This window comes from Allobosea sp. P4_C6, from assembly GCF_056402015.1.
The window spans coordinates 1-23,546 of the sequence record NZ_JBFUIF010000050.1; the positions used below are offsets into that span (position 1 = coordinate 1).

Consider the following 23,546-nt stretch of genomic DNA (forward strand, 5'->3'; position numbering starts at 1 on the left):
CTGCTGCGGGCCCGTCGGCAGATCAGCCACCGAGGCCCGCTTCTTCCACTTCGCGACGGTCTTCTGGTTGATGCCGTAGCGCTTTGCCAGAGCCCTCAGGCTCGCTTGACTATGCTGTATCGCTCGACGGATCGCCTCCGTCGTTGTGGCGCTCCCGTGCAGAACCTGGCCCATAGTGCCTCCTTCCATCCGATGGAAAAGATCGCACCATCAAAACCTGGGATCAAACACGGCATCTTCTGGGTGCTTCGGTCGGGTGCGCCCTGGGCGGATGTGCCGGCTCGCTACGGCCCACCGACGACGATCTACAATCGCTTCAACCGCTGGCGCAAAGCTGGCGTCTGGGATCGGCTGATGGACGCGATCACAAAGGCTTACGACGGCGACGTCCAGATGATCGACACCTCGGTCGTGCGGGTCCATCAACAGGGTGCGACCGGAAAAAGGGGGGTCGAGATCGTTGTCTCGGTCGCTCGCGAGGCGGGCTCACCACCAAAATCCATGCCCTCGTCGATGCGCAAGGGCGCCATCCAGCTCAAGCTGACGGCGGGGCAAGCCAGCGACATCGCCAGCGCCGCTGACCTGATCGGCCATCTCGCTCCCGGCGCGATGCTGATGGCCGACAAGGGCTACGACGCCAACGCCTTGCGCGCCCTCGTCGGTGAACGCGGAGCCTGGGCCAACATCCCGCCCAAGAGCAACCGGAAGGACCCGATCTGCTTCAGCCGGCACCTCTACAGGGACAGAAACCTGATCGAGCGCTTCTTCAACAAGATCAAACAGTTCCGCCGCGTCGCCACACGCTACGACAAGCTCGCGGAGAACTTCCTCGCAAGCCTCAAGCTCGCATGCGTCAGGATCTGGCTACGCGGTAATGAGTCGACGGCCTAGTACAGCCCGAGCTGGTCCTCAGTCGTACGGCCGCAGGCTCGGCCGGATCTGGCGGCCCCAAGTTTCGGTCCGGGATATCACCTCGATCAGGGCACTCATGCGAGAACCAGCGGGCCGGGCTGCGGCTGTAGAGGCCACCAGCGAACTCATCCTCGCCCATCTCACGTGCGGCGTCGGCGGTGTACCCGCGCTGCCCGATGATGCAACGGGCGAAGACTTGTACCTGACTCGAAGGCGTGATGGTCGCCAACACTGTCGATGGCGCGATAGAGATACATCCACCGTCCGCGGACCTTGATGTACGTCTCGTCCGCATGCCTCCTGGCGGTCACGGCGCGCTTGCGCCGGTTGAAGCGCTCAAGCAGCAATGGCGAGAAGTAAACGACCCAGCGGTGGATCGCGGAATGGTCGATGCTGATGCCGCGCTCCGCCATCATCTCCTTCAGGTCGCGCAGGCTCAGACCGTAGGCCAGATACCATCGAACACACAGCAGGATCACCGATCGGTCGAAATGACGGCCCTTGAAAATCTGAAATCCTCCCGCCAATGGCTGAAAGGAGATGCCCTAATCTCCGTAACTGAAGAGTTTGCAACAGAACCCTCGCGAGTCCGTACATTTCTACAGTTCGAGGAAGGTTTGGGATCAGGTTCGGAGCCCACTGGGCAAGCGTGAGAGCTGTTGTGCTGACCGAGATGCATGGTTCTGGCACGCGACTGCACCCTCGATCTCATCATCCATGATGGCCGCCGCTCGTGACCCAGATCGCACGGGCCACGGCCTGTTCGGGGTTGTCGAACATGTGGGGCACGGTGCTGGGGAAGCAGACGCTGTCGCCCGCATCCAGCACATGGGGCTCGTGATCGAGCCAGATCCGGATACGGCCTGAGAGAACGTAGACCGCCTTCTCCCCGACATGCTGGACGAAATCGGCACCCGACGACGCACCGGGATTGAGTGTCAGCTCATAGATCTCGAGCGCGCCGCCCTGGGCTGGCGTCAGCGATTCCTTGAGCACGCCGCTCGCAGTGAGGCGCAGAAGGCGTCGGTCATTCCGGCGCACGACGTATTGCGACGACGGGTCGGAGGCATGCGGCTCGAAGAAATACGAGATCGGCACGCCCAATGCGATGCTCAGCAGCCGCAGGCTCCTGATCGAGGGTGAAGCCAGCGCACGCTCGAGCTGGCTGATCATACCGGTGGACAGGCCCGTGCGTTGCGCGACGTCTTGAATCGACAAGCCGGCGCGCTGGCGCAGGAGCCGGACCGTCTCGCCGAGCCGATGTTCGGCATCCTCGGGAACGACGATCGCTTCGTTCGTCACCTTATCCAGGGGATCCGTCCCTGCGGCGTTCCTGCTCATCGATCGCCTCTCAGCATGTTTCCTGCAACGCCTAGCTCAGCCGCTCGGTCCGGGGATGTCGGCGACGGACCGCATCCCATGTTGAAGTCAGCATAACAAAAGTTAGAGGGATTGAAATTACATGCGCAGTAAACGTGTCGAACAGGCTGCGAAAGGCAGGAAATGGATTCGCGGGAGGAGGCAAATGAGCTGGGCAATGAGTGCCGGCTGGCGAAGGTCTTCGAATCTGACACAGACGAGTTTCGGATGCCACCGGTCAATTCGACCATCGCCTTTCGACGAGGCCGTCCTAATTTGCTGTTGCGATGTCCGACGCTGCGCCCTCGGGGAGTCATCTCGGCCACCCTGGAAGACCTGGTCAGGCGAGGCAGCTGGTCGGGCCGCATACCCAAAGAGAACGGTCACTCGAATTGGCAAAGACCGATAGAAAATCGATTATTCTGATCTCGTGAGCCTTTCATGGTCGCGTTGGGCCAGCAGCTATCACCGCAGATGCGGCGAGGAACGGTGATCGGCGTCCAAACGCGCGCTGCATGTCGTCGAACTCCCGGCGACGAAGGGCGAGCCGGCCTACCTCCGCTTTCGATGTTCAGGGCGCTGCTGCTGTCGGTCTGGTACGATCTGTCCGATGTGAAGCTGACCCAGGCGCTCGCTCGTCTCGATGCCGGAACCAGCCGATCCATCAAATCCCGCGACAAAGATGCCGGCGAGTGATGGCCTACGCCCTCCCCCAATCCCGTCGCCTCAAACAGACGAAACGGGATAAGAACCCTTTGCCCGTCACCAAAGCCGAGGCTGGCAGCGATCCGGGCAACCATCATCGCCAAGCGAAGGACTACCCCCGGAACGCGTCCGCATTGTCGTCGCAGGCTCACCCCTAAACGAAGCGGAAGCGATCTCAAAGGTCGACGAGAACCCACAGAACCACGGCATCAGAGGCACCCTTTGAGGTCCAAGTGTGTTCCGTAGTGGCATCGTAGTAGATGGAATCGCCCTTGTTGAGCTCAAGCGGCTCGTAGAGGCGACTGTGCACAATGAGAGTGCCTTCGAGTACCATCAAGAATATCTCTGCCTCGGACTTTGCCCAAGCCGCGTATTCATCAGGCGAACGCGCGGCCACGGTCGTCAGTATAGGCGTAGCTCGCTTATTCTTGAGATCGGCGCAGAGCAGGACATTGTTGCAAGTCCCGGTCGTATGCTTGCTGCCACTGCCAGTTCTGTTGATGCTGCGGCGTCCGGCAAAGCTCATTGTGCCGTTGTCCTGACCGCTGGACAAAAGGGTCGCCAACTCGACGTCCAGTCCATGCGCGATACGCTGCATTGTCGAGATCGTTGGCGAGAGCTCATTGCGTTCAATTTTGGAGAAGGCAGAGGCGGAGACCCCCGTCATCGCGCTGACGTCCYGCAGCGTCAGCCCGCGGTTTTTTCGTAGCTTTAGCAGCCGAACACCGACATCGACCCCCCCGCGCGGCTCTTCAGCGACCTGCCAGGCCTCAGGCGGTTCGATCTCCCCGCGATCCGCCAGCGAGATTTCCGGCATGCCGATTCTCCTCGTCTCCCTGATGGCGACCGTCCTGTCATAAGCTCTGGTTGCGAGGAGGGGAAGAGAACGCCATCGCGTATAGTTCAATAATTGTCGTATCAGACATTTTTATATTTTTGTGTTGACACATCCATGCCCCTCAAAGAGGCTCCGTTCCCAACAATGCGCCGGCAAGGAATTGGGCGCGGTTGGCGAGGGGGCCGACGCGCGGAAACGGCAGCATCACTGTGGGGATTCTTCAGATGACGCTTACGCACGACACTCTCGGCGGTTTGTACACCGCGATCGTCACGCCACTCGATGCCGATGGGGCGGTCGACATCAAGGGCCTCCAGGCGCTGGTGCGGTTCCAGCTCGAGGCAGGCGCCGCCGGCATCGTGCCGATCGGCGGCACGGGCGAATATCCAGTCTTCTCGCGTGGTGAGCGCCGCGACATCGTCGCCGCCTGCGTCGACGTGGCCGATGGCAAGCCGGTGATCCCCGGCGTGCTCGCAACTGGCTACGAGGATGCGCTGGAAGCCGGCCGCGACTTCGCGAAGGTCGGAGCCTCGGCGGTCATGACCGTGACCCCATATTACGCACCCGGCACCCAGGAGGGTATGCGCGCCTGGTTCGCCCGTTATCGCGATGCGCTAAACCTACCGGTCATGCTCTATCAGATCCCGCGCCGCACCACCGTTTCCGCCTTCGCCGAGACGGTGCAAGCGATGGCTGAGGACGGCTCGATCATCGGCATGAAATACTCGTCGTACGACATGCCGGACTTCATCCGCACGGTGAAGCTCGCCGGCGACAAGATCGCGATCCTCTCGGGCGAGGAACCCCTATTCGCCACCCATGTCGCGCTCGGAGCGCGCGGTGGCGTCCTCGCTTCGGCGACGATCTATCCGAAGATCTGGATCGAGATCTTCGAGCTCGCCCGCCAGGGCAAGCTGAAGGAAGCGCTCAAGCTCCAGGACAAGATCGATCCCGTCGTCGACGCCATCTATGTCGAGACCAACCCGGGCCCACTAAAGGAATATATGGCGCTCGCAGGCAGGCCGGTCGGCGGGGTCCGCCTGCCGCTGGTGGGGCCAAGCCCGGAGACGTTGGCGAAACTGAAAACCGCCGTTGCTCGGGCAAAAGCCGTCGACCTCGCCTGAGCGGAGAGCGGATCGTGATCGGGAAACTTCGCGGCATCGTCGGTGAGAAGTGGCTTATCACCGACCCGGCCGAGATGGAGCCGTGGCTCTCCGATTGGCGACAGCGCCGACGTGGCAGGGCGCTTGCCGTGGTCCAGCCAGCTTCCACCCAGGAAGTCGCTGCGGTCGTCGCGCTCTGCGCAGCGGAGAGGCAGCCGGTCTTCCCGGTCGGCGGCAATACCGGGCTTTGCTTCGGCGCCGTGCCGGAAAGTGATCGCGGTGACAAGCCCGGCATCGTGCTCTCCCTGCGGCGCCTGAACCAAATCCGCGCCATCGACAGGGCGACGGGCATCGCCACGGTCGATGCCGGCGTCGTCCTCGGCGAGCTGCATGGCGCCGCCGCCGAGGCGGGACGGCAGTTCCCGCTGCACCTCGGCAGCGAGGGCAGCGCCCAGATCGGCGGGCTGATCTCGACCAATGCCGGCGGAACCGGCGTCGTCCGCTACGGCCCGATGCGCGATCTCGTCGCCGGCCTGGAGGTGGTGCTGCCGGACGGGCGCGTGCTGGCGGATCTCGCGGCGTTGCGCAAGGACAATACCGGCTACATGCTGCGCCATCTCTTCATCGGCGCGGAAGGCACGCTCGGCATCATCACGGGTGCGGCGCTGAGGCTGCACCCGCAAACGCCCAACAGCGCTCATGCCTGGGTCGCCGTTACCGATCCGGCGGCAGCCGTCGCCTTGCTCGCCTCCCTGCAGGACCGGGCCGGCTCCTATATCCAGGCGTTCGAGCTGATTTCCGCCTCGCAGTTCGAGCTGGTGCGCCGGCACGTCGAGCGGGTGCGTTTCCCCTTCGCGGAGATTCCAGCCTGGTCGACGCTGATCGAGCTCGGCAGCGAGGATACCACCACGGACCTCCAGGCGATCCTTGAAGAAATCGTCGGCGCTTCGCTCGGAAATGGCGAATCCATGGACGCGGTCGTCGCGACCTCCGAGCAGCAGGCTGCCGAATTCTGGCACATCCGCCATTCGGTCTCCGAGGCCAACAAGAAGGAAGGCATCGGCATCGTCCATGATGTCGCCGTCCGCTCCTCCGATGTCGCCGGCTTCATCGCGGCAGCCGACAAGGTCGCAGCCAAGCGATACCCGCAAGCGGTAACGCAGGTTGTTTGCCATCTCGGCGATGGGAATGTTCACTACATCCTGATGTTCCAGCGCGACTTCTGGGCGTCGCAGCCTGACCAGGATGGTTTCGCGCTCGAAGTCGAGCGCGCCATACATGACGCCGCGGCTCGCTTCGGTGGCACGTTCAGCGCCGAGCACGGCGTCGGGCGCAAGCTGACGGAGGAGCTCGAACGCCTCGCCGATCCGCTGAAATATGAGCTGATGAGCAAGGTCAAGACGCTGTTCGACCCGCAGAACCTGATGAATCCGGGTGTTCTGCTGGCATCGAAGGCGATCTGAGAACGGAGAAAAAATCCGCTGCCGCCTCCGGTGAGAGGCGGAAGGTCACGGATAGCCCGCGGGGGAAGCGGGAGCCTGCCTCACCAGACATAACGAGGTTCGCCTCACAACGCCGGGAGAGTGAAAATGACGACACGCAGGGATCTGGCAGGCCTCATCGGTGCTGGCGCAATTGCAGCCGGCGCAGTGACGCTGGCTTCCAACGGAGCAAGCGCGCAGGCCGCCACGCAGAATACCTTCGACCGCATCATCGCCAAGAAGAAGTTGAGACTGGGCGCAGTGACCTCCAGCGCCCCCTGGTTCAGCAAGGACCCGGCCTCGGGCAAGTGGAGCGGTCATTTCTATGCGATCGGTTCGGCGCTCGCCAAGGACATGGATGTCGAGCTGGAGCTCGTCGAGACGACCTGGGGCAATGCGGTGCTCGATCTGCAGGCAGACAAGATCGACATCATGTTCGGCCTAAACCCGACGCCGAAACGCGCCATGGCGGTGGATTTCTCGAACGGGGTCTACGACAGCGCGCTTGTCGTCATCGCCAAGCCGGGCTTCGATCCCAAGAGCTGGGCCGACCTGAACAAGCCGGAGGTCAAGATCTCCGTGGACGTCGGCTCGGCGCATGACCAGATCGCCACGCTCCTGTGCTCCAAGGCCCAGATCACGCGCTTCAAGACCATCAACGAGGCGATGCTGGCGCTGCGCACCGGCCGCGTCGATGCGCAGTGCATCTTCTGGATGGGCGGCGTACGCGCCGTGAAGGCGGATGCCAGCCTCGGCAAGGTCGTCGTGCCGCAGCCCTTCTTCGGATCGACATCGAATGCGGCCGTCCGCCGCGAGGTCGACAAGACCTGGCTCTTCTTCGTCAACACCTGGGTCGGCTATGCGCGCGGCCTCGGCCTCGTCCGCAGCGCGGTCGTTGAGAGCCTGGAGCAGGTCGACGTCAAGCCCGAGGATATCCCCGCCGGGATCACCCTCTAAGACTTGCCCGGCTTCCCGCACTCGCCTGCGGGAAGCCCATCCATTTTTTGAACGGCTTCGAGCCGCGCTGGGCGCGGGCAGGATTGGCATGTCCTATACTTGGAACTTCGATATCCTCTGGGGTTATCGCTGGATATTCCTCACAGGGACAGGCGTGACGATCGGGATCACGATAGCGATCGTGATCCTCGGTCTGATCGTGGGTTTGGTCGCGGGCATCGCTCAGCTCTCGCGATCCCCGGTGCTGCGCTGGCTGTCCTGGGCCTATATCGAGATGTTCCGGCTGACGCCGCTGCTCGTGCTGCTGCTGTGGTTCTACTACGCACTGCCGATCCTGACCGGGATCAAGCTCGACGCGATCACCGCCGCGATCCTGACGCTGACGCTGTATGGCGGTTCGTTTTATGCGGAGGTCATTCGCGGCGGAATCGTCTCGATCGATACMGGGCAGACCGAGGCGGGACTGGCCTTGGGCATGACKCCGGCGAGGGTCATGCGCCGCATCGTGCTGCCGCAGGCGATCAAGCGGATGATCCCGCCGCTGATGAACCAGTCGATCATCCAGTTCAAGAACACCTCGCTCGTCTCGGTCCTCGCCGTCCCTGATCTGCTTTATCAGGGCCAGGTGGCGGCGATGGACACCTACCGCGCCCTCGAGGTCTACACGGTGGTGGCAGTGATCTACGTGATCGTGCTGCTGCCCCTGACCGCGATCGTCAAGCAAGCCGAAAAACGGCTGGCTCAGAGCAACTGAGGGCGCAGCGATGAGCTACAAGATCGAGGTCTCCGGCCTGCGCAAAAGCTTCGGCGCCCTGACGGTGCTGCGCGACATCAACCTCAAGGTCGAGCCGGCTCAGGTGATCGCATTGATCGGCCCGTCCGGGTCCGGCAAGTCGACGCTGCTGCGCTGCCTCAACCTGTTGGTCCTGCCCGAGGGCGGACGTATCCGCATCGGCAACGACAGCTTCACCTTCGGCGACGGCTCGAAGCTGCCGGCCACTCGCGAACAGGCCCGCTTCCGCTCGAACGCGGGCATGGTTTTCCAGCACTTCAACCTGTTTCCGCACATGACGGTGGTTCAAAACGTCATGGAAGGCCCGGTCTCGGTAAAGGCCATGCCTAAGCCGCAGGCCAACGAACTCGCCCGCAATCTGCTCGCCAAGGTCGGCCTGAGCGACAAGGTCGACGTCTTTCCCAATAAGCTCTCCGGCGGCCAGAAGCAGCGCGTCGCCATCGCCCGCGCCCTTGCCATGGAGCCCGAGGTAATGCTCTTCGACGAGGTGACCTCGGCGCTCGATCCCGAGCTCGTCGGCGAAGTCCTCGGCGTGATGCGCGATCTCGCGGCCGAAGGCATGACGATGATCATCGTGACCCATGAGATCGCTTTCGCTCGCGACGTGGCCGACCGCGTCGTCTTCATGCGAGATGGCGTCATCGTCGAGGAAGGACCAGCTCGCGACGTGATCGACCAGCCGAAGCAGGAGGCGACCAAGGTCTTCCTCAGCCACTTCCACAATCGCGGCTGAGGCGGGCCGATGTCGAAGGATGCGCCCCTGACCGTCGCCGTGATCGGCGCGGGGATCGTAGGCCTATGCGCGGCATTGGAAATCCAGCGCGACGGTCATCACGTGATCCTCATCGAACCCGGCGAACCGGGCGGTCGACAATCGGCCTCCTACGGCAACGCAACCTGGATCAACCCCGGCGCGATCGCCCCGATTTCCCTGCCTGGGCTTTGGCGCAAGGTGCCGGGCTTCCTGCTCGACCGGACCGGACCGTTCACGGTGCGCTGGCGGGACCTCCCCCGGCACGCCGGCTGGCTCGCCCGCTTCATTGCCGCCGGCCGTGACTGGGACCGCATCGCGACGAGCGCGCGCCAGCGCTATCCGCTTTGCAAGGGTACGGTGGTCGATCACCGGAACTATGCTGCTGAGGCCGGCGTCAGCGATCTTATCCGTCAGCAAGGCCTTATGTACGTCTATCCGGATCGGACCGTCTTCGCGGCGGAGAGCCGGATCTGGTCGCTTCGCCGCGAGTTCGGGGTCCGCTTCAGCGAGATCGAGGAAGCCGAGCTGCGCCGCCTTCAGCCGGAGCTGTCGCCACATTACCGTTTCGGCGCCCGCCTCGATGATGCCGGCCAGATCGCCGACCCCGGCGCCTATTGCGCCGCCCTCGCCCGCCTGCTGGAAGCACGCGGAATGCGACGCATCGCGGGGCGCGCGACCGGCTTCGTCATGGAGCGCGGCAGACTGAGCGCCGTCACCACGGACCAGGGTAGCCTCTCCTGCGACCGGGCCGTCCTCGCCGCGGGCATCGGATCGGCCAGTCTGGCTCGGCTCGCCGGAGACCGCGTGCCACTGATCTCCGAGCGCGGCTATCACGTCGTCATTCCCGAACCTGGCATAGCGCTCGGCGTCGGGCTGATGCCGTCGGATGGCCAGATGGGCGTCGTCTCGACGCCGCAGGGACTGCGGCTCGCCGGACAGGTCGAGCTCGCCGATCCAGCTGCCGCGCCCGACTGGCGCCGAACCGACATCCTGCTGGGCTATGCGCGCAAGATGTTTCCCGAACAGGCGATGCGCTTCGATACAGCCGAGATCGATCGCTGGATGGGCAATCGTCCCTCGACGCCGGACGCCCTGCCTTGCATCGGCTTCGCGTCCCGCTCGCGAGATATCCTGCATGCCTTCGGTCATGCCCATACCGGGCTGACCCAGGCGCCGGCGACGGGCAAGCTCGTCGCTGCACTGATAGACGGTCGCGAGCCGCCCTTTGACCCCGTCCCCTACTCCGCCCGGAGGTTCGCCCAATGAGCGAGCACCTGCTCTACCTCTCCCGCAATGACGTGAAGGCGCTCGCCATTCCTCCCGGCGAGGCGCGCGAGGCCGTGCTCGGCGCCTTCCGTGACCACGCTGCGGGTCTCAATCGCAGCCTTCCCAAGAGCGGGCTCGCGCTCGGTCCAGGCCATGCCTTCCAGGCGATGACGGCTGCATCACAGGTAGACGGGATCGCTACCCTAAAGTGGGTCGCGATGGCACCGGTCGGCTCGGAGAGCCCGGTGCCTGGCATCAACGCCCTGATATGCGTCAGCGACTACGAAAGCGGCGCGCCTCTGGCCGTGCTCGACGGCGACGAGATCACGTTGATCCGGACCGCCGCGCTCTCGGCGGCGGCCGCGACACGAATGGCGCCACCCGCACCCAAGACCATCGGGTTCATCGGCTGCGGCCTTCAGGCCCATGCCCATCTCGCCGCCTTCCTAGACCTCTATCCCGGCCTGACGACAGCGCTGATGCTGAGCCGCAGCCGGTCCTCGGCCGAACGTCTCGCAGAGGCTGGATCCAAGCGCGGGCTTGCGACGGAAATCGCTGTGGATGCGGCCACGCTTCTCACCCGCAGCGACATCGTTATCTCAATGGTGCCGGGCGCTCCGGGCTTGAAGCCCTTCCTCGATGCCAGCCTGATGAAGCCGAACGCCTTCGCCGCCGCCGTCGACATCGGCCGTAGCTGGATTCCCGAGAATCTGCCGGCCTTCGACGTGCTTGTGACGGACAGCCTCGAGCAGTCAAAGGCTCCCTACGACATCGACGGCAACCCGGTGACCACGGTCCGTTTCGGTCACGATCTCGTTGAGCTTGCCAACGCCGCCCATCCGACGGCGCCGGGAGCCCGTTCCTTCTTCTGCTTCCGTGGTTTTGCCCTCGCCGACCTCGCGCTCGCGCATCTTGTCGTCGGCCGCGCACGCGAGCGCGGCGTCGGCACGAGATTGCCACGGTGATGATGACGCGATGACCGCCAAGCCCGCCTTCGCCCATATCCTCAATATTGCCGATGCGCGCCGCGCCGCTTCTCGGCGGCTGCCGCGCGGTCTTTTCGAATATGTCGACCGCGGGAGCGAGGACGAGATCGCCATCACGACCAATCGCCGCCAGCTGGATGCGATCGCGCTTTCGCCCGCTGTGTTGGTCGATGTCTCGCAACGTTCGACCGAGGCCGAGATCCTCGGCCACCGCCAGCCGCTTCCCCTGGTGATCGCGCCCACCGCCGTCGCCGGCCTCGTCTGGTACGATGGCGAGATCGCGATAGCCAAGGCTGCGGCGGCCGCGGGCATCCCGTTCTGCGTGTCGACCCAGTCGATCACCACGGTCGAGCGCATCGCGGAGGAGTCCGGGGCCCGGCTTTGGTTCCAGCTGTATGTCTGGAAGAACCGGCAGCGCATGCTCGCCCTGCTCGACCGCGCTTGGGCCGCCGGTGCCGAGACGCTTGTCCTGACCGTCGACACGGCGGTCGGACCCAACCGCGAATACAATCTGCGCAACGGTTTCGGCATCCCACTCAAGGCCTCGTGGCGAGCCGGGCTCGACGTTGCGCTGCACCCGCGCTGGACCGGATCGGTCATGCTGCGGGCTCTGGCGGTGGGCGGCGTGCCCACCTATGCGCATTATCCCGACGAGTTCCGCACCAAACTCGGCCGCGCCTCGCTTTCCGATGAGCTTAGCCTGGCAACCGACGTGACCTGGAAGGATGTGGAGCTGCTGCGCCGGCATTGGCGCGGCAAGCTCGTGCTCAAGGGTATCCTGCGGGTGGCGGATGCGCTGGCGGCCTTGGCGCACGGCGTCGATGCCATCGTCGTGTCCAACCATGGCGCGCGGAATCTCGACTGCGCCCCCGGCCCGACGCAGGTGTTGCCGGCGATCGCCGATGCTGTCGCCGACCGACTCGAGATTCTCGCTGATAGCGGCGTTCGCCGCGGCGCCGACATCGCCCGCTTCCTGGCGCTGGGCGCACGCGGCGTCCTCGTCGGGCGCGCGCCACTCTATGGCGTGGCGATCGGAGGAGCGGAGGGCGCGGGCCGCATCCTCAACATCCTGTCCAACGAGCTCAGGATCACGATGGGAATGCTGGGGTCGCCTGCCCTCGCCGATTTGCGTCTAGCGGCCGATCAGGCCTGAGAACCGGAGTGCCAGTATCATGAACGTCGCCCAGACCATGACCTCCATCCTCAAGAAGGAAGGGGTGGAGCTGCTGTTCTGCTACCCCACGAACAAGCTGATCGACGAGGCCGCTCTGGTCGGCATCAGGCCGATCGTCGTGCGCCAGGAACGCACCGGCATGCACATGGCCGACGCCTATTCGCGCCTGTCGTCCGGACACAAGTTTGGCGTCTTCGCCATGCAGCACGGGCCGGGCATCGAGAATTCGTACGGCTCGGTTGCGCAGGCCTATGCCGACTCCGTGCCTGTGCTCGTGATCCCGCAGGGCTATCCGCAGCGCGTCGCCGGGATCAAGCCGAACTTCAACGCCGTCCAGAGCATGCGCGACATCACCAAGTCGGCCGAGCAGCTCAACCTACCCGGCGAGGTCGTCAATGTGATGCGCCGCGCGCTGAGCCAGCTTCGCAATGGCCGCGGCGGGCCCGTGCTCGTCGAGGTGCCGAACGATCTCTGGACCGCCGAGCTGGCCCAGCCGGAGGATTACGTCCCGGTCCGCAGCCATCGCACGGCCCCCGATCCCGACGACATCGCCCGCGCCGCCGAGCTGATCGGCTCCGCCCGCAATCTCGTGATCCATGCCGGCCAAGGTGTCCATTACGCCCAGGCCTGGGACGAATTGCGCGCACTGGCCGAGCGCCTCGCGTGCCCGGTCGTCACCACTCTGCCCGGCAAGAGCTCGTTCCCTGAGGATCATCCCCTCTCGCTCGGCTCCGGCGGGCTGACCTATCCGATGCCGGTCAAGTCCTTCCTCGACGAGGCCGACGTCATCCTCGGCGTCGGCTGCAGCTTCACCGAGACACTGTTCGCGGTGCCGGTGCCAAAGGGCAAGCGCATCATCCACATGACACTCGATACGGCGCATCTCAATAAGGATGTGTCAGCCGAAATCGGCCTCGTCGGCGATGCGAAGCTGGCCTTGCGGGCACTTCTGTCAGAACTGGAACGGCGCGGCTTGCAATCGGAAAAGGGCGATGCAGTTGCCGCCCGCATCCGCGACGCGCGCGAAACCTGGCTCGCCGAATGGCTACCGAAGTTGACCTCGGCGGAGACGCCGATCAATCCGTATCGCGTCGTCTGGGAGCTGATGGCGGCGACGCAAGACGAGCCAACGATCATCACCAACGACGCTGGGCGACCGCGCGACCAGCTCACACCCTTCTGGGTCGCGCGTGATCCGCTGAGCTTCATCGGCTGGGGCAAGACCACCCAGCTCGGCTACGGCCTCGGCATCGCCATGGGCGCCAAGCTTGCATGCCCGGACAAGCTCTGCATCAATGTCTGGGGCGACGCGGCGATCGGCTTTACCGGCATGGATATCGAAACCGCAGCGCGCGAGGGGATCCCGATCCTCTCGATCCTGCTCAATAACGGCGGCATGGCCACCGAGCTAAATAGCATCCCTAATGCGATCCGCCTCTACGCGGCCAACCGCATCACCGGCAATTACTGCGACATGGCGCGCGCCTTCGGCGCCTATGCCGAGCGCATCACCGACCCGGCCGAGATCCGCGGCGCGATTGAGCGCGGCATCGCCAAAACCAAGGAAGGCCAGCCGGTCCTGCTCGAATTCATCACGGCGCAGGAAACGGCGATGTCCAAGGCCTGAGGCCATGGCGCTCTCGCGCTGCTTCAACATCGAGGACGTGCGGCGCGTTGCGGCGCGCCGCCTCCCGAAGGGCCTGTTCAACTTCGTCGACCGGGCGACCGAGGACGATCTGGCGCGCGACCGGAACCGCCAGGCCTTTCGCGACCTGACCTTCCTGCCGCGCACGCTCGTCGATGTCGCCGCGCGCTCGACCGAGACCGAGCTGTTCGGCAAGCGCCACGCCATGCCGCTCGCGGTTGCGCCGGCAGGGCCTGCCGGCCTGTTCTGGTATCGTGGCGAGCTGGAGCTGGCGAAGGCCGCAGCGCGCGCTAACGTGCCCTTCACGCTCTCGACCTACTCGACCACCACCATGGCCGATATCGCCGCCACCGGCGCGACCGTGTGGCAGCAGCTCTATTTCTGGAAGGATCGCGCGCTGACCTACGGCATCGTCGATCGAGCGCGCGAACTCGGCTTCGGCGTGCTCGTCGTCACGGTCGACACGGCCGTGCTCGGCCAGCGCGAATATCTCCAGCGCGACCGGCTGATGCCGCCCTGGGGACCGACGCTGGCCTCCTGCGCTGAGATGCTGCTGCATCCGCAATGGCTGGCCGGCGTGGCACTGCGCTATCTCGCGACAGGTGGGCTGCCGCGCGTCGTGAACATGCCGCAGCCGGGCCAGGACCTCACCGCGGAGGAGATCGCCTCGCGCACCTCGCTCTGCCAGTCCGTCACATGGGACGACATCGCCCGATTGCGTGAGCGCTGGCCCCACAAGCTGCTGCTGAAGGGCATCATGCGCGAGGAGGAGGCCGAGCGCGCCTTCGCGCTCGGCTGCGACGGTGTCGTCGTCTCGAACCATGGCGGGCGCAATCTCGACAGCGCAGCCAGCACGCTCGACGCTCTGCCCCGCATTGTCGCCGCCGCGGGCGGCAAGGGCTCCGTCCTGCTCGACAGCGGCATCCGCCGCGGCAGCGACATCGCCAAGGCGCTCGCGCTCGGTGCTCATGCGGTTCTGGCCGGCCGCGCGCCGCTCTATGGCGTCGCCGCCGGAGGCGAAGCCGGCGCCTATCACGTGCTGAGCCTGCTGCAATCCGAACTCGACCGCACCATGGCGCTGACCGGCTGCCGCTCCGTGGCCGAATTGACACGGGACTTGATCGCCGAAGGGCGAACGGAGACAGACCATGGCGCGTGAGAAAGATGCCGACGTCATTGTCGTCGGCGGTGGCGCGGCGGGCGCTTGCGCCTTCCTCGAAGCCGCGACGGCGGGAGCCAGGGTCATTGGCCTCGACGCGGCCGATGGCTTCGGCGGGACGGCCCGGCTTGCCGGCGGCGGCATGTGCGTGCCGGGCACGGCCTTGCAGGCCGAACGCGGCATCTCCGATTCACCCGAACTCGCCTTCGCCGATCTGGCGGCCGGCGGGCATGATTTCGACCGCGACTGGGCCCGAACCTATTTCGAGCGCGGCCACACCGACCTGATCGACTGGCTCACCGGGCTCGGCATGACCTTCCCCGACATCAGGCATTTCGAAGGCGAGAGCGTCCCGCGTTTCCATCGCCCGCTGAACGGCGGCGCGGGCCTGATGGCGATCCTGTGGGAGCGCTTCAAGGAACGGAACCTCCAATCAGCCTGGCGTTTTGGCTGGCGGCTCACCGATCTCATCGTCGAGGACGGCAAGGTCGGCGGTGTCGTCTGCCGCGACGCCGAGGGCCGCGAGCAACGGCTCTATGCCCCGGCGGTGGTGATCGCCATCGGCGGCTTCGCCGGCAGCCTGGAGATGATCCGCCGCCATGCCCGCCGCCTCGAAGGCGTGCCGCAGATTTTGGCGGGCGGCGGCCCCGGCGCCAAGGGCGAGGCCATCGCGCTCCTGCAGCGCCACCGCGTGCGCTTCGGCTATCTCGATGATCTCTATTGCTACGCCACCGGCGTGCCCGATTATCGCGATCCGACCGGCGAGCGCGGCATCGTCTTCCGCGGCAAGACGGGCTGGCTCTGGCTCAACCGCAACGGCGAGCGCTTCCACGACGAAAGCCAGTCGACCAGCGGCAATCTCGCGGTTCCGCGCCTGCTCGCACAGCCTGAGGCAACGGGCTGGGCGATCTTCGACGAGGCGATGTTGCCTGGCATAGGGGTCGACGACCACCACGTCCCGCCGGGCTCGGAAACCGGCAACGAGGCGGCCAGGCGCCATATCGCCCACTCCTCCTGGGTCTCACGAGCCGACACGCTCGACGAGCTCTTCCGTAGCGCCGGCATCGACGCAGAGGGCGCCGCACGCACCGTCGCGCAATGGAACGGCTGGCTTGCCAGCGGGCTGGCGCGCGACCCCGTCACCGACCGCCCCCTCGCCGGTCTTCCGCCATTAGCCAAACCACCCTTCTACGCGGTCCGCTTCGTCCCGATCGGCCGCAAGTCGATGGGCGGCGTGCAGACCGACCGGGACTGCCGCGTCCTGCTGGAAACGGGCGATACCCTGCCCGGCCTCTACGCGGCCGGCGAGGTCGCGGGCATGGCCGGCGGCCATATCGGCGGCATCAAGCCGCTCGAGGGCATGATGGTCGGGCCGAGCTGCTTCAGCGGCCGCATTGCCGGACGCGAAGCAGCGGGTTTCGCCGTGACTGCCTGACCGTCCACTCTTCCCCGGTAATCGTCGCCTTTCGCCCGCGGCGAACCCTTCCTCCGCCTCCGGAGACCAGCATGACCGGCCATCGCTTCATTGAGCTCTACAGCGACACCAAATCGCTCCCGACCGAGGCGATGCGCCGCTTCATGATGGCGGCGCCCCTCGGCGACGAGCAAAAGGACGAGGACAAGACCACGCTTTCCCTGTGCGAGCGCGTCGCCGCGATGCTCGGCCAGGAGGCCGCCGTCTTCCTGCCTTCCGGCACGATGTGCAACGAGATCGCGATCGCCGTGCATTGCCGCCCCGGCGAGGAGGTGATCTGCGACGCCACCGCGCATATCGTGAATTTCGAAACGGGCGGGCCCAGCGCACTCTCCGGCGTGATGATCCGCACGCTCGACGGCGAGCGCGGCATCTTCACGGCCGATGCGTTGCGCCAGGCCATCCGCCCGGAGAGTCGTTACGCGCCGCGCTCGCGCCTCGTCTGCGTCGAGCAGACCGCCAATCTCGGTGGCGGCGCGGTCTGGCCGCTCTCCGTCATTCGCGAAGTGGCGGAGACCGCCCGGCAGGCCGGCCTCTCGCTCCATCTCGACGGCGCACGCCTGCTCAACGCGGTGGTGGAGAGCAAGGTGTCAGCGGCGGCCCATGCCAGCCCCTTCGACTCCGCCTGGCTGGACCTGACCAAGGGGCTGGGCTGCCCGGTCGGTGCGGTGCTGGCCGGATCGCGTGACTTCATCCGTGAGGCCTGGCGCCTGAAGCAGCGCTGGGGCGGGGCTATGCGTCAGTCGGGCATCCTCGCTGCCGCCGGTCTCTACGCCCTCGACCACCATGTCGAGAGGCTGGCAGAGGACCATGCCAATGCCCACCGGCTCGGCGCCGGGCTTGCCGCGATTCCGGGCATCCGCCTCGAACACGAACGCATCGAGACGAACATCCTCTATTTCGACATCGCCGGAACCGGCGTCACTGCCGAGGCCCTGGTCGGGGCACTGAAGGTGGCCGGTGTCGGCATGGGCGCCTTCGGCACGCATCGTATCCGGGCGGTGACGCATATCGGGGTCACGACGGCCGACATCGATGCGTGCCTCAACATCTTTCGCAATGTGCTGTCCGAGCTGTCCATGAAGCGCGCCGGCTGACATCCCGACCCGAAACGTGCAGAGCGGTTTCCGGAACGAACTGACGCAAACTCGAAAAGTCGTCGCCTGATGCCTGCAAAGCCTTCCACCCCCGCGACGGCGCCGATCCCGGCTCCTGCGGACCCGCGCTCACTGCGTCGCTTCGAGGATGAGCGCTTCCTGACGGGGCAGGGCCGCTATCTGGGTGATGACGAGGTCCGTGGCGCGCTGCATGCCATGGTGCTGCGCTCACCCCATGCCCATGCCGAGATCCTGTCGATCGATGCCGCGGCCGCACGAAACCTGCCGGGCGTTCACGCCGTCTATGCCGCAGCCGATATTGCCGAGCTCGGCCCCCTGCCCTGCTCGCTGGCGGTGATCGGCGAGGCGCCGCTGATCGTGCCGCCCCGCTTGCCGCTCGCCGATGAGCGCGTGCGCCATGTCGGCGACCCCGTCGCCTTCGTCGTGGCCGACAGCGTCGATCTTGCCCGCGAGGCCTGCGAGCTGATCGCCGTCGACTACGACATCCTGCCCTCGGTCACCGAGCTCGCCGCAGCAGTGGAACCCGGCGCGCCGGAAATCTGGTCGCAGGCGCCCGGTAACCTCGCCCTGCGCTATCGGCTCGGCGACGAGGCGGCCGTTGCCGCGGCCTTCGAGCAGGCCGCCCATATCGTGAGCTGCCGGGTCGTCAACAACCGAATCGTGGCGGCCGCGCTCGAGCCGCGGGTGGCGCTCGGGCGTTTCGACAAGGCGAGCGGCCGCTACCGCCTGTCCTTGAGCGGAGCCTCGGTGCACGACATCCGCCGCGAACTGGCGGCAGTGCTGCATATCGCCTCCGAGCGGATCGACGTCGCCTGTCCCGATGTCGGCGGCGGCTTCGGCATGAAGAACGTCACCTATCCGGAATATGCGCTGGTGCTCGTCGCCGCCCAGCGCCTCGGCCGGCCAGTGCGTTGGCTCGCCGAGCGCATCGAGGATTTTTCCAGCGGCGTCCACGCCCGCGACAACCTGACGACCGGCCGGCTCGCGCTGGATGCGAAGGGCCGTTTCCTGGCTCTAAAGGTCGAAACCGTCGCCAATCTCGGCGCCTATGTCTCCTCGCTGGGACCGGGCAGTGCCACCACGGCGCCGACGCCCGCTTTCGGGGGCCTCTACGACATCCCCACGATGACGGTCGATGTCCGTTGCGTCTTCACCAATACCGTGCCGATCGACGCCTATCGCGGCGCCGGCAAGCCGGAGGCGAACTACCTGATCGAGAGGCTGGTGGACGAAGCCGCTCATCGCCTGCGGATTGACCCCGCGACCCTGCGCAAGCGCAATTTCATCCGCCGCTTTCCCTATCAGAAGCCCTTCGGGGCCGTGCTCGATTGTGGGACCTTCGGTCCCAACCTCGACCGTGTCCTGGCCGAGGTCGACCGTGCCGGATTCCGCCAGCGGCGGGCGCAGTCGCGCCGGCGCGGCAAGCTGCGCGGCTTCGGCATCGGCTGCTTCCTGGAAACCTCTCGCGGGGCTCCGAACGAGGACGCGTGGCTGACGGCTCACGCTGATGGCGCCATCGCCATGGCGGTGGGCACCCAGTCGAACGGACAAGGTCACGAAACGAGCTTCGCGCAGCTCCTGTCGAGCGAGCTCGGGCTGCCCGTGGAGCGCTTCCGCCTGGTCCAGGGCGATACGGCGCTCGTCCCCAGCGGCGGCGGCCATGGCGGCGCCCGCTCGCTGCATCTGGGCGGCGGCGCTCTCGTCCTGGCGGCGCGGGCGCTGGTCGCGACTGCCAAGCCGGTCGCGGCCGAGCTCCTTCAAAGCCAGCCGGAGGCCGTCACGTTCCGTGACGGTCGCTTCCACGCTCCCGGCGCCGGCGAGGTCGACCTCGCGACCGTCGCGCGCCATGTCGCGGACACGACCGGCAAGCCGCTCGCGAGCCATGGCGCCCGTCGGAACGTGCCCTACACCTTCCCGAACGGTGCGCAGGCCGCCGAGGTCGAGGTCGATCCGGAAACCGGCGAAGTAAGCCTGCTGCGCTACGTCGCCGTCGACGACTACGGCTCGCTGGTGAACCCGTTGCTGACCGAGGCGCAGGTCCATGGCGGGCTGGCGCAAGGCATCGGCCAGGCGCTGATGGAGGAAGCCCGCTACGACCCCGATGGCGGCCAGCTGCTGAGCGCGACCTTCATGGACTACGCGATGCCGCGCGCCATGGATCTGCCGACCTTCGAGATCTCGATGGTCGAGCTGCCGACGCAGGCCAACCCGCTCGGTGCCAAGGGCGTGGGCCAGGCCGGCTGTATCGGCGCGCCCCAGACCGTGATCCACGCCATCCTCGATGCGCTACGCCCGCTCGGCGTCACGCATCTCGACATGCCCGCCACACCCTCCCGCGTCTGGCATGCGATCCGGGAGGCACAGAAGGCTCAGAGGAAGGATTGAGGGGCCAGCGCTAGAACGCGCCGGCTTTCAGGACATCAGAGCGACGCCAGCTATGCCTGCGGCTGGCTCATCAGCGCATCGCGGAGCCGAAGCAATTCCTCGCAGACCGCTTCGAGCGGCATTGTCACGGGAACCGCGACGAGCCAGGATTTGGCCCTGAGCAAAGCCGACTTACGCGGCGGCCGTCGCGTTTTGCCACTGCTGCGCGGCCGCGGCTCGAAAGAGGCGCAGCGTTGCTCGGGAGATCAGATGGCGCTCGAGGTTGAAGAGATTGTGGACGGCGCATGGACGGGCTGCGCCGACATCGGCGACTTGAAGCGCTGCATCTTGCGCTCTTGTCGTAGGATCACCTGGTGTGAGTTCTCAGCCCGACTGTTGCGGCGCAGGCCCTGCTCTTGGCGCGCCGAGAGCCCCAGCTCGCGCCGTGCCGCGCCGTAGGATCGCAACTTGTCCGTCACCAGAACCTTGGGAGCAAAGCCATGCTTTTTGAGCAGTTTGCGCATCAGCCGTAAGGCAGCACCCTTGTCCCGTCTCGATTGCACCAGCATGTCGAGGATCTCGCCCTCGCTGTCGACGCTCGCCATAGATACAGGTGCCGGACCTGAATGCGGATCACCATCTCGTCGAGGTGCCAGGTGTCTGCCGGCCGCGGCCGCAGCCGGCGCAGGTTGCGGGCATAGCTGCAGCCAAATTTGAGGACCCATCGCCGGATCGTCTTGTACGAAATGTCGAGGCCGCGCTCCGCCAGCAACTCCTCGACATCGCGGTATGAACCGCAGATGGAGCCCCACGGCGTGCCGATAATCTCAGGCGGGAACTGTGACGGGCGTAAGAAATCGGCTGCATGCCCCCTGCCCTAATTGGCCAGGTTCAAATCGCCCATTCCCGTGACAATGCCCTCCGAGCGCCCGCAGGCCCGGGCAACAGGTCTCTCTCTGTCGGGAGAATTGCCTTCAATGCCGGATCAAGACAAGTATCTGGGTAAAGGGCAAGCCCATGCGGGAGGCAAAGATGGGTCGGGGCGGCGAATGGCCACGGTGAAATTCGCCGCACGGTACCGATGCCCCGAAGCTAGCGGTGGCAGCGCCGACCAAACAAGTCGGCTCTCGCCTCGAACCCTTCTAGTTGGGGAAACCCGCTTCCACCTCTTTGGGTCTTCGTGACCGGGTTGATGACGTAAAGTCAACAACTGTGCCCGAACCTGAAGACGTTCGAGGGACCCGAGTGGTCACAACGACCCGCTAACCGCGAAATCCTTGGGGTAGAAGATGAGAAAGCCCGATATTGCCGCCCCTACACCGACATTGCTCTTGCGGCGGGCCGTATCTTGGTGGCTTACACAGGTGAAGCACGCGCTTCCGCCGACGATATTCTTCCTCTTCGGCTTCAATCTGATCCTATGGACCAAACGTCTAATCCTGCAGGAGCACGGCGTCGAGTTCAGTGGCTTCTTCACCGCGATATTTGCGGCGTTGCTGGTCGGAAAAGCCGTTTTGGTAACCGACAACCTGCCGTTTATGCGCCGTTTCGACGGTGCGCCAATGATCCAGCCCATCTTGTTCAAGAGCGCGATATACTGGGTGTGCGTACTGATCGTGCGACTGGCCGAGGAGGTCGTCCATTTCGTCGCTGCAGGGGGCGCAATCACCGCTTTCGGTGACCATTTCGTGAATCACTTTTCGCTGCCGCGCTTTTTGTCAATTCAGATATGGCTGATGGTCCTTTTCCTCGCCTACGTCACGATTCACGAACTTAACCAGCTCATCGGCGACGGTGAACTATATCGCCTGTTCTTCCGCTGGCGCTCGTCCGAAGCCAAACTCACCCGCCGTCAACGCATTCGCCTGCTTACACGTCTCAACCGGCTCACTGAAGCAAATCCAATCGAGGCGTTCAGTGATCGGACTTCGCCTGTTCACACTGAGCTAGTCACCATACTCCACGAACTCGCTTCGCCGCCCGCTCCTTCGGCGAGGCACGCGTGACTGCGGCACGGCTGGCGGGCAAAACAGAACCGGCTTCGGCATTGTCACGGGAACCTCGACGAGCCGGATTTCGCCCTGTGCTACGCCGTGCTTACGCRGGGGCGGTCGTGTTTTGCCACTGCTGCGACCGCAACTCGAAAGAGGAGCAGCGTCGCTCGAAAGATCAGATTGCGCTCGAGGTTGAAGAGATTGTGGACGGCGGCATGTACGGAGAGAAAGCGCTGCGCCGACATCGGCGACTTGAAGCGCTGCATCTTGCGCTCTCGTCGTCGGATCACCTGGTGTGAGTTCTCAGCCCGATTGTTGCGACGCATGCCCTGCTCATGGCGCGCCGAGAGCCCCAGCTCTCGCCGGGCCGCGCCGTAGGATCGCAGCTTGTCTGTCACCAGAACCTTGGGAGCAAAGCCAAGCTTTTTGAGCAGTTTGCGCATCAGCCGTAAGGCAGCACCCTTATCCCGTCGCGATTGTACCAGCATGTCGAGGATCTCGCCCTCGCTGTCGACGGCTCGCCATAGATACAGGTGCCGGCCCTGAATGCGGATCACCATTTCGTCGAGGTGCCAGGTGTCTGCCGGTTGCGGCCGCAGCCGGCGCAGGTTGCGGGCATAGCTGCAGCCAAATTTGAGCACCCATCGCCGGATCGTCTCGTACGAGATGTCGAGGCCGCGCTTCGCCAGAAGCTCCTCGACATCGCGATAGCTTAAGGTGAACCGCAGGTAGAGCCACACGGCGTGCCCGATCATCTCGGGCGGGAACTGGTGACGGGCGTAGGAAATCGGCTGCATGCCACTATCCTACCGTGGCAGGCTCAGATCGCCATTCCCGTGACAATGCCCATCGCGCTCCTTGTCAGCGCGTCCGACCCGCCCCGGTGTTCAAGCCCCAAGCACGCCTGAAATTGTCGCGCTGCGCTTCAGCTTCACGCCCCGTCGGCCTCTGGCGCACAATTCCCCCGACTAGTCGGACTGCTGGGCGATCACTGACATTCTCCGCTCCATGATTAACCAGTGTCCCAGCGCCTTGGTTAGAAGATCCTCGCAGCGGGCGACCGTGTGCGGGGTGGTCGTCTGGAAGGGAAACTGGCCATCCTCGTCAAAGCGGTAGACCAAGATGCAGGAGTGCGCCCGGGCAATTATATCGTCGCCGATTTCGACTTGCAGGTTAGTCAGCAAATGGAGAGTCGTGCGGTTGCTTGGTCGGGCCGCAAGGCGCTCGCGGATTTCCGCATGACCACGCGCCACTCCCTTGCTCGACCAACAACAATCCGGAGTCGTCAGAGCTATTGGCCTGCCCCCATCAGGTGGCCCGGTTCTAATCTAATGCATGGTGGGCTTGTCGGCCACGGTTGAGATGGCCGGCGAAGCGGGTTGGGTTTTCGTAGGCGGCCAGACCACAGCGACCGGTGCTGGCGGCTTGTAGCCGAGCGAGGAGTGCGGGCGCCGGGTATTGTAG

The 23,546-nt window shown here is 65.1% G+C and carries 21 protein-coding genes and 3 pseudogenes; 16 read left to right on the forward strand and 8 right to left on the reverse strand.

All coding sequences use genetic code 11. The features are described from left to right. Window positions 1–174: helix-turn-helix domain-containing protein (locus AC1DVA_RS23020; protein WP_476807407.1), on the reverse strand; the 174-nt coding region annotated here is incomplete at its 3' end. On the opposite strand from AC1DVA_RS23020, the gene AC1DVA_RS23025 reads away from it, so the two are divergent. Continuing rightward, the gene (locus tag AC1DVA_RS23025; protein ID WP_476807399.1) at window positions 112–891 is read left to right on the forward strand and encodes an IS5 family transposase; all 780 of its coding nucleotides are present in this window, start codon (window positions 112–114) and stop codon (window positions 889–891) included. The genes AC1DVA_RS23020 and AC1DVA_RS23025 overlap by 63 nt on opposite strands. Before the next feature lie 242 nt (window positions 892–1,133). Here the strand turns inward: AC1DVA_RS23025 and AC1DVA_RS23030 are convergent. Both AC1DVA_RS23030 and AC1DVA_RS23035 read right to left on the reverse strand, forming a co-directional pair. Continuing rightward, window positions 1,134–1,421 (reverse strand): annotated as a pseudogene (locus AC1DVA_RS23030) (IS6 family transposase); the annotation flags it as partial. Between the two features lie 202 nt (window positions 1,422–1,623). After that, window positions 1,624–2,214: a cupin domain-containing protein gene (locus tag AC1DVA_RS23035; protein WP_476807400.1), complete on the reverse strand. Its 591-nt coding sequence runs from the start codon at window positions 2,212–2,214 to the stop codon at window positions 1,624–1,626. Window positions 2,215–2,838: 624 nt separating this feature from the next. On the opposite strand from AC1DVA_RS23035, the gene AC1DVA_RS23040 reads away from it, so the two are divergent. Then, window positions 2,839–2,967 carry a hypothetical protein gene (locus AC1DVA_RS23040; protein WP_265054559.1) on the forward strand — a complete coding sequence of 43 codons (129 nt, stop codon included), beginning with the start codon at window positions 2,839–2,841 and terminating at the stop codon, window positions 2,965–2,967. 184 nt (window positions 2,968–3,151) lie between these two features. Here AC1DVA_RS23040 and AC1DVA_RS23045 read toward each other — a convergent pair whose 3' ends face one another. Continuing rightward, the gene (locus tag AC1DVA_RS23045; protein WP_476807401.1) at window positions 3,152–3,793 is read right to left on the reverse strand and encodes a helix-turn-helix domain-containing protein; all 642 of its coding nucleotides are present in this window, start codon (window positions 3,791–3,793) and stop codon (window positions 3,152–3,154) included. Window positions 3,794–4,038: 245 nt separating this feature from the next. Here AC1DVA_RS23045 and dapA point away from each other — a divergent pair, with 245 nt between their 5' ends. From dapA to AC1DVA_RS23110, 13 genes are all read left to right on the forward strand, one after another. Beyond that, complete coding sequence (gene dapA / locus AC1DVA_RS23050; protein WP_265054561.1) at window positions 4,039–4,938, forward strand: 4-hydroxy-tetrahydrodipicolinate synthase; 900 nt, start codon at window positions 4,039–4,041, stop codon at window positions 4,936–4,938. Between the two features lie 14 nt (window positions 4,939–4,952). Beyond that, window positions 4,953–6,380, forward strand: a complete 1,428-nt coding sequence (locus AC1DVA_RS23055; protein WP_476807402.1) for an FAD-binding oxidoreductase — start codon at window positions 4,953–4,955, stop codon at window positions 6,378–6,380. A 126-nt stretch (window positions 6,381–6,506) separates the two neighbouring features. Beyond that, a complete protein-coding gene (locus AC1DVA_RS23060; protein ID WP_265054563.1) occupies window positions 6,507–7,355 on the forward strand; it encodes a transporter substrate-binding domain-containing protein in 849 nt (282 codons plus the stop codon). 88 nt (window positions 7,356–7,443) lie between these two features. Continuing rightward, window positions 7,444–8,109, forward strand: a complete 666-nt coding sequence (locus AC1DVA_RS23065; RefSeq protein ID WP_265054564.1) for an amino acid ABC transporter permease — start codon at window positions 7,444–7,446, stop codon at window positions 8,107–8,109. A gap of 10 nt (window positions 8,110–8,119) precedes the next feature. Beyond that, a complete protein-coding gene (locus AC1DVA_RS23070) occupies window positions 8,120–8,881 on the forward strand; it encodes an amino acid ABC transporter ATP-binding protein (RefSeq protein WP_265054565.1) in 762 nt (253 codons plus the stop codon). A gap of 9 nt (window positions 8,882–8,890) precedes the next feature. After that, a complete protein-coding gene (locus AC1DVA_RS23075; protein WP_265054566.1) occupies window positions 8,891–10,168 on the forward strand; it encodes an NAD(P)/FAD-dependent oxidoreductase in 1,278 nt (425 codons plus the stop codon). After that, window positions 10,165–11,133: a hypothetical protein gene (locus AC1DVA_RS23080; protein WP_265054567.1), complete on the forward strand. Its 969-nt coding sequence runs from the start codon at window positions 10,165–10,167 to the stop codon at window positions 11,131–11,133. The genes AC1DVA_RS23075 and AC1DVA_RS23080 overlap by 4 nt, the downstream gene beginning before the upstream one ends. A 10-nt stretch (window positions 11,134–11,143) precedes the next feature. Further along, complete coding sequence (locus tag AC1DVA_RS23085; protein ID WP_265054568.1) at window positions 11,144–12,307, forward strand: alpha-hydroxy acid oxidase; 1,164 nt, start codon at window positions 11,144–11,146, stop codon at window positions 12,305–12,307. A gap of 19 nt (window positions 12,308–12,326) precedes the next feature. Next, window positions 12,327–13,955, forward strand: coding sequence for a thiamine pyrophosphate-requiring protein (locus AC1DVA_RS23090; RefSeq protein WP_265054569.1), 1,629 nt, complete (start codon window positions 12,327–12,329; stop codon window positions 13,953–13,955). Window positions 13,956–13,959: 4 nt separating this feature from the next. Then, entirely contained in the window at window positions 13,960–15,132 is a 1,173-nt protein-coding gene (locus AC1DVA_RS23095; RefSeq protein ID WP_265054570.1) for an alpha-hydroxy acid oxidase, read from the forward strand. Beyond that, a complete protein-coding gene (locus tag AC1DVA_RS23100) occupies window positions 15,122–16,567 on the forward strand; it encodes an FAD-dependent oxidoreductase (protein WP_476807403.1) in 1,446 nt (481 codons plus the stop codon). Before AC1DVA_RS23095 ends, AC1DVA_RS23100 begins: the two co-directional genes overlap by 11 nt. Before the next feature lie 71 nt (window positions 16,568–16,638). Then, the gene (locus AC1DVA_RS23105) at window positions 16,639–17,703 is read left to right on the forward strand and encodes a threonine aldolase family protein (RefSeq protein ID WP_265054572.1); all 1,065 of its coding nucleotides are present in this window, start codon (window positions 16,639–16,641) and stop codon (window positions 17,701–17,703) included. 69 nt (window positions 17,704–17,772) lie between these two features. Then, a complete protein-coding gene (locus tag AC1DVA_RS23110) occupies window positions 17,773–20,109 on the forward strand; it encodes a xanthine dehydrogenase family protein molybdopterin-binding subunit (RefSeq protein ID WP_476807404.1) in 2,337 nt (778 codons plus the stop codon). 171 nt (window positions 20,110–20,280) lie between these two features. Here AC1DVA_RS23110 and AC1DVA_RS23115 read toward each other — a convergent pair. Further along, a pseudogene (locus AC1DVA_RS23115) lies at window positions 20,281–20,955 on the reverse strand (IS6 family transposase). A 422-nt stretch (window positions 20,956–21,377) separates the two neighbouring features. Between AC1DVA_RS23115 and AC1DVA_RS23120 the strand changes: the two are divergent. Continuing rightward, window positions 21,378–22,094, forward strand: a complete 717-nt coding sequence (locus AC1DVA_RS23120) for a hypothetical protein (protein WP_265054574.1) — start codon at window positions 21,378–21,380, stop codon at window positions 22,092–22,094. Between the two features lie 80 nt (window positions 22,095–22,174). On the opposite strand, the gene AC1DVA_RS23125 is transcribed toward AC1DVA_RS23120, so the two are convergent. The 3 genes and pseudogenes from AC1DVA_RS23125 to AC1DVA_RS23135 all read right to left on the reverse strand — a co-directional run. Beyond that, window positions 22,175–22,879 carry an IS6 family transposase gene (locus AC1DVA_RS23125; protein WP_476807405.1) on the reverse strand — a complete coding sequence of 235 codons (705 nt, stop codon included), beginning with the start codon at window positions 22,877–22,879 and terminating at the stop codon, window positions 22,175–22,177. 171 nt (window positions 22,880–23,050) lie between these two features. Then, entirely contained in the window at window positions 23,051–23,335 is a 285-nt protein-coding gene (locus AC1DVA_RS23130; protein WP_476807406.1) for a nuclear transport factor 2 family protein, read from the reverse strand. 75 nt (window positions 23,336–23,410) lie between these two features. Further along, window positions 23,411–23,546 (reverse strand): annotated as a pseudogene (locus AC1DVA_RS23135) (IS3 family transposase); the annotation flags it as partial.